This window comes from Acinetobacter sp. B-6 (assembly GCF_056930735.1).
Window position 1 is genome coordinate 110,531 of sequence record NZ_JBXPBY010000015.1, and the last position, 12,578, is coordinate 123,108.

The following is a 12,578-nucleotide window of genomic DNA, read 5'->3' on the forward strand; positions in this document are numbered from 1 at the left end:
ATGCGTTTACCCCTTAGCGATCCACGTCAGCCATAACGACGTCAATTGTCGCTAAATAAATGATCAAGTCAGATACAAGACTGCCGTTAATCACGGAAGGAATTTGCTGCAAGTGGGTGAAAGTTGGTGTACGAATACGGGTACGATAGCTCATCGTTGACTTATCAGAAGTCAAGTAATAGTTAGACGCACCTTTTACCACTTCTGCCATTACAGACGCTTCACCTGCTGGCATTACAGGACCCCATGACACGCTCAAGAAGTGCGTAATCAAAGTTTCAATATCTTGTAAAGTCTTATCTTTTGGTGGTGGAACTGCCAATGGATGATCCGCTTTATAAGGACCCGAAGGCATATTATCCAAACACTGTTTGACGATTTTCAATGATTCTTCAATTTCACGATAGTGAACCATTACACGTGCATAAGCATCGCCTTCGTATTCCAATGGCACTTCAAAATCGTAATTTTCATAGCCGCTATAAGGACGATATTTACGCACATCAAAGTCAATACCTGTTGCACGTAAACCAGTACCTGTTACACCCCATGCCAATGCCGATTTTGCATCGTATTGCGCAACATTGCGGGTACGACCAACAAAGACAGAGTTTTTAAGTGCCGCAGTATGATATTCCTTCAAACGTTTTGGCATCCATTCGAGAATTTCGCGAATCAGTTTCTGCCAGTTGTTTGGAAGATCATGTGCTGTACCACCAATACGGAACCAAGCTGGATGCATACGGAAACCTGTGATCGCTTCAATTGCGTCATAGATTTTTTGACGGTCCGCGAACATATAGAATACAGGTGTCATACCACCCGCATCCTGAATCGCAGTACCGATATACAACAAGTGGTTATTGATACGGAATAATTCAGACATCATGACACGGATACATTGCGCACGGTCAGGAACAGTGATCCCTGCCATTTGCTCCACACCCATCACATAAGGCATGTTTTGCGCACAACCACCCAGGTAATCTACACGGTCAGTATAAGGAATGAATGAATGCCAAGTTTGACGTTCAGCCATCTTTTCCACACCACGGTGGTGATAACCGATATCAGGCACGCAGTCTTTTACTTCTTCACCGTCTAACTGCAAAATAACACGGAATGCACCATGAGCAGATGGATGGTTTGGACCCAAGTTCAAGAACATGAAGTCTTCATCTGCGTTACCGCGTTTTAGACCCCAATCTTCTGGAACAAAACGAAGATGTTCTTGCTCGAAATCTTGTTTGGCTTTGTCTTGCATATACGGCGTATATTCCGTCGCACGTGCAGAATATTCTTTACGTAACGGATGACCTTCCCAATACGTTGGCAACAAAATACGACGGAGCATCGGATGCCCTTCGAAATTGATCCCAAACATATCGTATGCTTCACGCTCGTACCAGTTAGCATTCGGCCAAATGTTGGTTGCTGTTGGAATGTTAATATCATTCTCATTCAACGCCACTTTAATACGAATATCACTATTGCGTTCCAATGAAAGCAAGTGATAGAACACAGTGAAGTCTGATGCAGGTAAACCATCACGGTGAGTACGCAAACGCTCATCTACCGCAGATAAGTCAAACAGCATCACATAAGGACGTGGCACTGTACGCAGGTACATTAAAACTTCTTGTACACGTGCGCGCTCAACCCAGACCGTTGGAAAATCTTCAAACGTCGGTTGCACGTAAAAGTTCTCACCAAATTTGGCTTTGAGATCTTCTACAATCGCAAATGCTGGGCGGGAATCAACTGGAGTTGATTCTGGCATAGCAATTTCAGTTTCAGCCATTGGCTTGGCTTCCTATTTAATACAAATTCTGTGAAATTTTCTGATGATCATACCCTTCAGGTATGTCAAACATTCATCAGAAAAAATTACTCAATCTCATCCATAGAGCGTAAGTTTTTCACTGCAATACGTTCAGCGTTCTTACGGTCGCGTTCTGGCATCATCTTTGGCTTATATACTGGCTGAAGATCATCACCAATTACCGCAGACAGCGGACGACGTTCTAATTGAATTTGGTCTTGCAATAACATTAATGCTTGGATTAATGCTTCTGGACGTGGCGGACAACCTGGAACGTACACGTCAACAGGAATAATTTTATCTACGCCTTGCACAACAGAATAAATGTCGTACATACCACCAGAGTTTGCACAAGCGCCCATTGAAATCACCCATTTAGGCTCAAGCATTTGTTCGTACAAACGTTGAATAACAGGTGCCATTTTGACAAAGCAAGTCCCTGCTACAATCATTAAGTCAGCCTGACGCGGTGAAGCACGAATAACCTCAGCACCAAAACGTGATAAATCATGCACACCTGTTAAGGTTGTTGCATATTCTACGTAACAGCACGAAGTACCAAAGTTAAAAGGCCATAATGAGTTTTTACGGCCCCAGTTCACAGCTGTATGCAACACGTCCTCTAAACGAGTCATGAATACATTTTTATTCACTTCTTCTTCAAGTGGATCTGTCACAATCTGACGATCTTGAAGCGGATATTGTTCAGCTTCTGGATTCGCACGGGTTAAGGTATATTTCATTCCCGAGTTACTCCTTGTTCAGAGACATGGTCGATGTCTTATCTTTCACACGACCAGAAGATTGAGCTGGAATCGTTCCTGTAGGATCTGTCACCAACTCTTCAATTGAATTGAAGCGAGTAATTTCTGCAAGGTCCATATTCGGTGAACCAATTTTAGGTTTAATCCCTGCTATTTTACGTTTATCCGAAGGCGACCAGTTTAAGGCACCTGTTGATAATTCATAAATTAAACCAACGAGTAAAACTAAAATAAATACAGCCGCAGCTGAAAACCCGAACCAACCTACTTCACGTACAGATGTCGCCCACGCGTATAAATAGAGGGCTTCCAAATCGAATACAACAAAGAAGATTGCGACGAGGTAGAACTTTGCAGACAAGCGGATACGTGCTCCACCAGCACTAACCACACCTGATTCAAATTGCTCTTGCTTCGCACGTCCCCATGATTTACCCCCAAGGAGCAAAGGAACGGTGAGCATAAAGACACATAAAAATGTCACGCCGATCACGAAGGCAATGATTGCCCAATCGTATGGAGTAATGGCACTCATGCGGGGATAACTCCTGGCAGGCCTATTATTTAACAAAGAATGTATGTATTGGCCTTGCAAATACACCAAACACAAAATAAATCTGGTCAATTGTACCCGATTGATGTCATCTGTTGCTAGTTAATAGCTCTAAGTCTTTCGGATGATTTTTTAGACAAAACACATAATTTTTCATGATTCGACGCAATACTACGTTCAATTATCGCTTTATCAAATTCCATTCCTATTTTTTATTAATTTTTCCGAAGTATATTTTAAAGAGATGAATTAAAAATGACAAATCAGTAGCTTAATTCTCATTAAAATTTTTCAGACATCACTTTTGTGCAACTATTTGTGTTTATTCAACAACAAATCTGCTTTCTTTTAGCGAAATTAGACACAAAATATTTTGTTACATTCTATGTAAAAAAGTCATATTCAAGCAGTCCACATTTTTTATAAAAATTATCTCAATATGATAAATAATGTCATTTAATTAAATCAACACTCTCATCTTGATAAATCCATTATCAAAAAAAGCATCCTTAGCTTAAAATAGATTTTTTATTTAGCTTCTCTAAAATCCAATACGCCTACTTTTGACCTACCTTACAATATCAATATTTCATTTTATCAGAACTGATCCAACCTCATTTTTTAAACAAATATGAAGTTACAGCCTTTAATCATGTTTTATCCTATGTATAAACTCTCGTATATCAAGATCTGTATTTGCTCTACCCCTCCCCTCCACCGCTTATTTTATTTTGCGTTTCCCATTTCATTAACGCTATACATTTCATTGATGCTTTACATCATCTTGTTGTACTGCTTTAAACATTGACTCAATGACAAAGCGCTATGGATCTGTCAATGCTTGCTCCCCCACAAAAAACAATTGATCTTTCGATTTACATTGAATCAATCCTAGTGACTTGTCGCAAACATAGACGAATTATCTACACAGCCTATACACATTTAACAATTTTTCCTGTGTATGCTAAATATCATTCACTTTAAATCAATAATTTAGGGGCTAAAACATGGAATTTAGTAGCAAACCAAACTATTTTTTATTTGCACAATTACTGATTCGTCATATTGAAAACTATGTCAAAAAGCATCCTGATGCACAAAATGCGATTTTTGATCTTCGTGATGTTTATGAAATTTTCCGTCAAGATCTTGCTGCAACCACAACAAATCTGGAAGGTATCTTAAACATTGCAGATGAATATCGAATTGACACCATTCAAGGTGATCAAAAAATTATCAGTGGCTATAAAATTGATGCAGAACAAAATAGCTTATTGATTGACTTTAATGCAGACGCTTTACAAGCATTAAGAGAAAGTAAACCAATTATTGCACCTGATGCGACGCTTCAAGAATAAGTCCCAAGGCTTAAAAATAAGCCTGTTGAGTGCTTAAATAAAAAACACCGAAATATTTCGGTGTTTTTTATGCTTAGCTTTTTAACCACAACACTAAGCTTTCACTTTACTTGCTTACACTTTCTTTTTCTTAAACCGCTCAACAGGCCAAGACATGGTGAATCTTGCCCCACCAAGTTCTGGGCTTTGATCAACCTCAATCGTGCCACCAAACCAATAAGCAATACGACTCACAATCGACAATCCCAAACCATAACCACCAGAAGCGCGGGTACGGCTGTCGTCCAAACGGGCAAATGCTTCAAATACACGTTTACGGTCTTCTTCAGGAATCCCCGGACCATCATCTTCGACACACACATATGCCATCTTGGTTTGATGATTGACACCACCACTTAGGCTAACTTGATGATCACAATAACGTACCGCATTACCAACAAGGTTTTGCACCACACGATGTAAATAACGACGTTCCGCATCAACCACCACGTCAGACGAAAGTGGATTGAGATGAATTATTTTCTGAGTTTTTAAAGCCTCAGTTTCTGTCGCAACCTGTTGTAAAACATCAATCAATGCAATTTTTTCAAAGTCTAAAGAAGGCGTACCCTGCTCCAACTTGGCATAGGTCATAATCTCATCGATCAAAGTATTCAACGCCTCGATATCTTTGTCGATCATTTCAACCTGTTGCAAACGATAGTCATGATCTTCTTCATCAGCCAACATTTCCATACCAAAACGGATACGTGCCACAGGCGTCCGCAACTCATGTGACACTGCACGCATCAATTCTCGTTGAGCTTCAATCAAACGCTGAATATGATCGGACATGCTGTTATAACTACTGGCAAGACTCGCCATCTCATCATAACCCTCAACCGGTACACGCTGTGACATATCACCTGTTTTCATCACATCCAAAGCTTGATTGACCTGTTTCAGTTTACGTTGCATTGGCACGATCAAACCGTATACACCCAAGCAAAGCAAGAACATACTCAACAAGGTAATTCCCGCAGCAAGTTTGACTGGCATCCAATTAAACATTGGAACAGGTCCGAGCACGAGTACATCGGTTGGTGAGTTTGGCAACGGAGAAACGATGGAAATAGTTGTGCCACGGACTGTTGCGCTGTCCCGCCACAAAATAACACTTTGATCTGACCTTAAACGACCAATTTGCTCAGAATCAAGATTGAGCTGAGATATTTTTTCTACACCAACATGGTAAGAAAAGTGCTGTTGAATTTTTTTAAGATATTCTTGTTCTTGACCCGGATAATAAACCAGATAATCCAAAATAAAGACAGGCAATGCCTTCATTTGGCGTTCGCCAATTTGATCTACTTTGATATAAAGATAATGTTTAGGATCATTGCGGATGCCCAACACCAAATAAGCAATCCCTTGTTCAGCATCATAACGCACAACTGCTTTTTGACTTTCAATACGTTTTTCTTCCGTACGTGATAAATCAACTTTTTGTGCATCTAGATAATAAATAGGCAATTCCAATAAATCAGAAGCGTCCGAAATCCAATCAAGACGTTGTTGCTCGGTTTGTTGACGTGCCACACCCTCGCTTATCACAAATGAAATACCATCTGTTAAAGATTCGCGATATTCCTGCGCACGTTGGTAGTTAATTATTTGAACAAGCAAGTATCCAAACAATGCCACCAACACTACAAGAATAACCAGCCCAGCATAAATACGCAGGAATATACTGTGTTTAGACACGCAAACTCACCTTCGTTATGCTTGCCGTTACATAGGCAAGCATTTTAGATGATTGACCCATCGTTTATAGACCAGTCTCTTTAACAAATAGATAACCTTTACTACGTACAGTTTTAATACGTTTTGGATTTTCTGGATCATCACCGATTTTTGGACGAATACGAGAAATACGAACGTCGATTGAACGGTCTTGACCATCGTACTCGATACCACGTAAACGCTCGAAGATGTCTTCACGGGAGAGAATACGCCCGGCATTGGACGCCAACAACCAAAGCAAATCATATTCAGCGCTGGTGAAGTCAACCAATTCACCATTTAAGGTCACTGAACGACCACCATTGTCAATCACCAGATCATCAAACTCAATACGTTGAGCTACTTCATCTTCAGGCGCTTTGTCTGTACGACGTAACAATGCACGGATACGTGCGAGCAGTACACGCGGTTGAACAGGTTTAGCAACATAGTCATCTGCACCCATTTCCAAACCAAGTACTTGATCCATATCTTCAGTACGTGCAGTCAACATCAAAATTGGTTGATGATAATGTGGACGAACTTCACGACAAACGGTTAAACCGTCTGCACCTGGCAACATGACATCTAAGACCACAAGATCTGGTTGCTCAGCAATAATTCGGCGAATTGCACGATTGCCATCTGGTTCTACCCCAACCTCAAGACCATTACGAATTAAATATTCTTGAGTTAAGCGAGCAAGACGCTCGTCATCTTCAACAATCAAAATCTTTGGTAACTTTTCTTCTTGGCTCATCTATTTGCCCCTATATTTGGTTTGGTCCCTGCTACAAATCTCGCAGATTCAAGACACTATGTTCTGCAATATACACACGTTTACAATGTAAACAAGACCTCATTCACCAAACTGATACATGAGCGTATCAATTTGTTATATTTTTATTAACTATTGAATTGTAGACAGTTTTCCAAGAACACTTGTCAGTATTTAGCAATATTCCTAACACAATTAATACGCAGACTATTTTTTATACAAAATATTTCATTGTTCATATTCTGTTTAAACAGTTCGTCGTTTTTTAAGTTATCCACATAGTTATCTATAAGCACTCTTGGCAGTGTTTGTTATGCTATGTCCTTGCCAAATAAGGCATATAACAAAAATGGTTCTTTAAGGGAAAAAGACACAAATAAAAATTTACTGATTAGAGATAAAACATTCTTAAAATGTCAATATTGATCTGACCTTAAAATTACCGTATCTTGTGTTCTAAATTAAATTAAACCACTAAGTATTGTGTTTAGTCCTCAAACATCGTGACGAACAAAATTGCAACTCGTCCGGTTCAAATGGTCCATAAACATAACAATGATGATGACAATGGAGCTACGCTGACAATGAACGCCATTACAACCCCTGGTCAACTACAAGTGATTAAACGCACTGGTGATGTTGCCGCTTTTGATGCAGATAAAATCGCTGTAGCAATTGGTAAAGCTTTTTTGGCTGTTGAGGGCCAGCAAAGCGCAGACTCAAGCCGAATTCATGACCGTATTACACAATTAACAGAAATGGTTATGAACACTTTTAATCGTCGTTTACCGTCTGGCGGAACAATTCACATTGAAGAAATTCAAGACCAAGTTGAATTGGCACTTATGCGTACAGGCGAACAAAAAGTTGCACGTGCTTATGTGATCTATCGTGAACAACGTTCTGAAGCACGTAAACAAACAGGTGCTCATCATCACCCAACTTTACAAATCACAGATGCGAATGGTCAGCTTCAGCCTCTAGATTTGGGCAAACTTCAAGCCACGATTGAAAAAGCGAGTGAAGGCTTAGAAGGTATTGATGTTCAAGCCATTGTCGATGAAACAGTTAAAAACTTATATAACGGCGTAAAACAGTCAGACATCTCAACGACGATGATGATGGCGACTCGTACCCGTATCGAACAAGAACCAAACTACACTTATGTAACTGCACGTTTACTTCGTGATGATTTAGTTGCAACAGGTTTAAAATTCTTAGGTTTAGCGACAGATACCGAAGAAGGTGATGCGCTTGAAACTTACCTGAAAAAAGGGATCGAGTTAGAACTTCTTTCACCAGAACTTTTAAACTTTGACCTTGCTAAATTGGCAGCAGCGATCAAACCAGAACGTTCAAACCAATTTACCTATTTAGGTCTACAAACTTTGTTTGACCGCTACTTCATTCATTCAAATGATGTACGTTTTGAGCTTCCGCAATTGTTCTTTATGCGTGTCTCTATGGGGCTTGCATTAAATGAAGAACAGCGTGAAGACCGTGCAATCGAATTCTATGACTTATTGTCTAGCTTCGATTATATGGCGTCTACACCGACACTGTTTAACTCAGGTACTTTACGTCCACAATTGTCAAGCTGTTACTTAACCACCATTCAAGATGATCTTTACGACATCTATGGTGCAATGCGTGACAATGCCCTCCTGTCTAAATGGGCGGGTGGTTTAGGAAATGACTGGACACCTGTTCGTGCTTTGAACTCATATATCAAAGGTACAAACGGTAAATCTCAAGGTGTGGTTCCTTTCCTTAAAGTTGCTAACGATACCGCTGTTGCCGTTAACCAAGGTGGTAAACGTAAAGGTGCAGTCTGTGCATACCTTGAAACTTGGCACTTGGATATTGAAGAATTCCTAGAGCTACGTAAAAACACAGGTGATGACCGTCGTCGTACGCATGACATGAACACAGCGAACTGGGTTCCAGATTTGTTTATGCAACGTGTGATTGAAGATGCTGAGTGGACATTGTTCACGCCATCTGAAACGCCTGATCTACATGACTTAACTGGCGCTGCATTTGCTGAACGCTATGCTTACTATGAAGGCATCGCTAAAGAAAGCAACATGCTTCATAAGAAAATCCGTGCAAAAGACTTATGGCGCAAAATGTTATCAATGTTGTTTGAAACAGGTCACCCGTGGATCACATTCAAAGACGTATGTAACTTACGTTCACCACAACAACATGTTGGCGTAGTTCACTCATCTAACTTATGTACAGAAATCACTTTAAATACCAATAAAGATGAAATCGCAGTATGTAACTTAGGTTCAATCAACCTTGTTCAACACGTTCAAGGCGGTAAACTTGACCGTGAAAAATTGGCGTGTACTGTAAAAACAGCAGTTCGTATGCTCGATAACGTGATTGACATCAACTACTACGCAGTTGAACAAGCACGTAATTCAAACTTAAAACACCGTCCAGTGGGTATGGGTATCATGGGCTTCCAAGATGCTTTATATGAATTGGGGATGGGTTATGGTTCAGATGAAGCAGTCGACTTTGCTGATGAGTCTATGGAAGTGATCAGCTACTATGCGATCCAAACTTCTAGCGACCTTGCGATTGAACGTGGTGTTTATTCAACATTCAAAGGTTCATTGTGGGATCAAGGTATCTTGCCAATCGACTCTTTAGAGATCGTTGCAAAATCTCGTCCAGAGCGTATGTTCGAAGTTGACCGCACTCAACGTTTAGACTGGGACACTTTACGTGCCAAAGTTCAAAAAGACGGTATGCGTAACTCAAATGTGATGGCGATTGCGCCTACAGCAACGATTTCTAACATTTGTGGCGTTTCTCAGTCAATCGAACCTACTTTCCAAAACCTGTATGTAAAATCAAACCTTTCAGGTGAATTTACAGTGATCAACCCGTACTTAGTACGTGCGTTAAAAGATCGTGGTCTTTGGGACTCTGTGATGGTCAATGACCTTAAACATTTCGAAGGTTCTGTACAAAAAATTGCCCGTATTCCTGATGAACTAAAAGCAATTTTTGCAACAGCGTTTGAAGTGGATACACGTTGGATCGTTGATGCTGCATCACGTCGTCAAAAATGGATTGATCAAGCACAATCATTGAACCTCTATATCTCGGGTGCAAATGGTAAAAAACTTGACATCACGTATAAGATGGCTTGGTTACGTGGTCTTAAAACAACCTATTACCTCCGTGCATTGGGTGCAACATCTGCTGAAAAATCAACCATTAACACAGGTGCTTTAAACGCAGTTAAACCAACAACTGTGGCTGCTCCAGTGGCAGCGGTTGCACCAGAAGCTAAACCTGAAGCACCTGCTGAAGAAGAAGGTTTCTCTCAAGCAGCACCAGTGCCACAAGCTTGCTCAATTGACAATCCTGATTGTGAAGCTTGTCAGTAAGTCATCCTCCCCGACCCTCTTTTTTTAAAAGGAGGGCGATTCCTCAAGATAAAAGGTGGGATGAAAGTCCCTCCTTTTTAACAGGGAATTTAAGGGGATTGAATCATTCTAAAATCACAAAAGGCTGAGCCATGTTCCATTTAAGTCATAACTATGAGTTAGGCATAATTGTGCTGATCTTAGCCTTTTTGGTTTTTTATATCCCTGCGGTCTATGCATTTATTGCGATCCGCAAACAGCAAAAGCGTAATCAAAATAAGTAGTGTGGGTATCTGTTCTTTCGAACAAGAACGAAGCAACTATCGGCAAAACTTAATTTTGCTTGCACAGAATAAGCGTATAGTAGTGACATCTTTTTTGTGAGATGTCGAACATAGATATTAACAACGAAGAGAGAACAACGATGTCTATCCTAAGTTGGGACGATTTTGAAGATGATGAACCGAAACAAGCTGCACAAGCTCACCAGCCTGCGCCCGTCGAACCGAAAAAAACGACTGATTCGCAGGTGGTATCTGATGCAAAGCAATCATCGCAGAATTTGGCAGCTGCACAATCCGCTGGAACCTATTCAGCAAGATCAACAAATCCAACCGATTCATTGGCAAGAGCATCTCACGCCTTAGAAAAGCTGGATGTTGCACCGGGCTTGGAAGAGCTTGAAATGGGTGCGCAACGTGTACAAGTTGATGATAAAGCGATGATCAACTGTCGCGCAGACTTAAACCAACTTGTTCCATTCAAATATGAGTGGGCTTGGCAAAAATACCTAGACGGATGTGCAAACCACTGGATGCCACAAGAAGTCAACATGAACCATGACATCGCACTGTGGAAGTCTGAAAATGGTTTGACTGAAGATGAGCGTACTATTGTAATGCGTTCTTTAGGTTTCTTCTCAACTGCGGACTCATTGGTTGCAAACAACTTGGTATTGGCGATTTACCGTCACATTACCAACCCTGAATGCCGTCAATATATTTTGCGTCAAGCATTTGAAGAAGCGATTCACACCCATGCTTACCAATACTGTATCGAATCTTTGGGTATGGATGAAGGCGAAGTCTTTAACATGTACCGTGAAGTTCCATCTGTTGCTCGTAAAGCAGCATGGGGCTTGAAGTATACACAGTCTTTGAGTGATCCTACTTTCCATACGGGTACACCTGAAAACGATCAGATCTTACTGCGTAATTTGATCGCATTCTATTGTGTACTTGAAGGAATCTTCTTCTACTGTGGTTTCAGTCAAATCTTGTCTATGGGTCGTCGTAACAAGATGAATGGTGTTGCTGAGCAATTCCAATACATCTTGCGTGATGAGTCTATGCACTTGAACTTTGGTATCGACATGATTAACCAAATCAAGATCGAAAACCCACACTTATGGACTGCTGAGTTCCAAGAAGAAATCATTCAAATGATTCTTGAAGGTACCATGCTTGAAATCGAATATGCACGTGACACCATGCCACGTGGTGTATTGGGTATGAACGCAGCGATGATGGAAGAATATTTGAAATTCATCTGTAACCGTCGTTTAGCACAGCTTGGTCTTCCTGAGCAGTTTGCTGGTGTAAATAACCCGTTCCAGTGGATGTCTGAAATGATGGACTTGCGTAAAGAGAAGAACTTCTTTGAAACGCGTGTGACTGATTATCAAACTGGTGGTGCGTTGAGCTGGTAATGTAGACCATCGCGTCATGCGACACAAGGTTTGTCAATTACGACGCATAGTTTGTCATAGAAAACCGCCATTACTGGCGGTTTTTTGCTTCCTAAAACTTCATTAAATTAAAAATGCATCCACTTTAATTAAATCATCCAAACTGTTCAAATTTGTTTGGTTATTAAGAATTAATATTTTATTACTAGAATAATTAGTTTCACTGCCATCACGGTCAAGACTTAAGGTTATGGTTGAACCATTTTTTTCAAACAATAAATATTGGTTTAAATTTTCCTTACTAACTTCACCAATCAATAAGTCCGATATATCAATTTTATCACCTTGACTTGTATTAAAGTCAGACCAAGTATCAAAGCCATTTCCACCTGTTCCATCACTTTCAAATCCTTGTAAAAGTTTAAATATTGCTGTATCTGCACCTGAACCACCATAAAGTTGATCA

10 protein-coding genes are annotated in these 12,578 nt (G+C 40.3%); 4 read left to right on the plus strand and 6 right to left on the minus strand.

Annotated features, from left to right (window positions below):
- Nucleotides 1-13 precede the first annotated feature (13 nt).
- From nuoC to AC1Z3T_RS17275, 3 genes are all read right to left on the minus strand, one after another.
- Nucleotides 14-1,801 (minus strand): NADH-quinone oxidoreductase subunit C/D, encoded by a 1,788-nt coding sequence (nuoC, locus tag AC1Z3T_RS17265; RefSeq protein WP_100884589.1) that lies wholly within the window; start codon nt 1,799-1,801, stop codon nt 14-16.
- An 86-nt stretch (nt 1,802-1,887) separates the two neighbouring features.
- Nucleotides 1,888-2,565, minus strand: a complete 678-nt coding sequence (locus AC1Z3T_RS17270; RefSeq protein ID WP_004827935.1) for a NuoB/complex I 20 kDa subunit family protein — start codon at nt 2,563-2,565, stop codon at nt 1,888-1,890.
- A gap of 7 nt (nt 2,566-2,572) precedes the next feature.
- Entirely contained in the window at nt 2,573-3,121 is a 549-nt protein-coding gene (locus tag AC1Z3T_RS17275) for an NADH-quinone oxidoreductase subunit A (RefSeq protein WP_004827934.1), read from the minus strand.
- A 1,025-nt stretch (nt 3,122-4,146) separates the two neighbouring features.
- Here AC1Z3T_RS17275 and AC1Z3T_RS17280 point away from each other — a divergent pair.
- The gene (locus AC1Z3T_RS17280) at nt 4,147-4,497 is read left to right on the plus strand and encodes a hypothetical protein (RefSeq protein WP_004827932.1); all 351 of its coding nucleotides are present in this window, start codon (nt 4,147-4,149) and stop codon (nt 4,495-4,497) included.
- A 114-nt stretch (nt 4,498-4,611) separates the two neighbouring features.
- Here AC1Z3T_RS17280 and bfmS read toward each other — a convergent pair whose 3' ends face one another.
- Together bfmS and bfmR are read right to left on the minus strand one after the other, a co-directional pair.
- Nucleotides 4,612-6,240 carry a sensor histidine kinase BfmS gene (gene bfmS / locus AC1Z3T_RS17285; RefSeq protein ID WP_004827931.1) on the minus strand — a complete coding sequence of 543 codons (1,629 nt, stop codon included), beginning with the start codon at nt 6,238-6,240 and terminating at the stop codon, nt 4,612-4,614.
- A gap of 64 nt (nt 6,241-6,304) precedes the next feature.
- Entirely contained in the window at nt 6,305-7,018 is a 714-nt protein-coding gene (gene bfmR, locus AC1Z3T_RS17290; protein WP_004722855.1) for a response regulator transcription factor BfmR, read from the minus strand.
- A gap of 554 nt (nt 7,019-7,572) precedes the next feature.
- On the opposite strand from bfmR, the gene AC1Z3T_RS17295 reads away from it, so the two are divergent.
- From AC1Z3T_RS17295 to AC1Z3T_RS17305, 3 genes are all read left to right on the plus strand, one after another.
- The gene (locus tag AC1Z3T_RS17295) at nt 7,573-10,446 is read left to right on the plus strand and encodes a ribonucleoside-diphosphate reductase subunit alpha (RefSeq protein ID WP_100886253.1); all 2,874 of its coding nucleotides are present in this window, start codon (nt 7,573-7,575) and stop codon (nt 10,444-10,446) included.
- A 131-nt stretch (nt 10,447-10,577) separates the two neighbouring features.
- Nucleotides 10,578-10,709 (plus strand): preprotein translocase subunit YajC, encoded by a 132-nt coding sequence (locus AC1Z3T_RS17300; RefSeq protein WP_004827925.1) that lies wholly within the window; start codon nt 10,578-10,580, stop codon nt 10,707-10,709.
- Between the two features lie 140 nt (nt 10,710-10,849).
- A complete protein-coding gene (locus AC1Z3T_RS17305; protein ID WP_100884588.1) occupies nt 10,850-12,133 on the plus strand; it encodes a ribonucleotide-diphosphate reductase subunit beta in 1,284 nt (427 codons plus the stop codon).
- A 102-nt stretch (nt 12,134-12,235) separates the two neighbouring features.
- Here AC1Z3T_RS17305 and AC1Z3T_RS17310 read toward each other — a convergent pair.
- A partial coding sequence (locus AC1Z3T_RS17310; protein ID WP_483396809.1) for a type I secretion C-terminal target domain-containing protein occupies nt 12,236-12,578 on the minus strand: 343 nt, incomplete at its 5' end.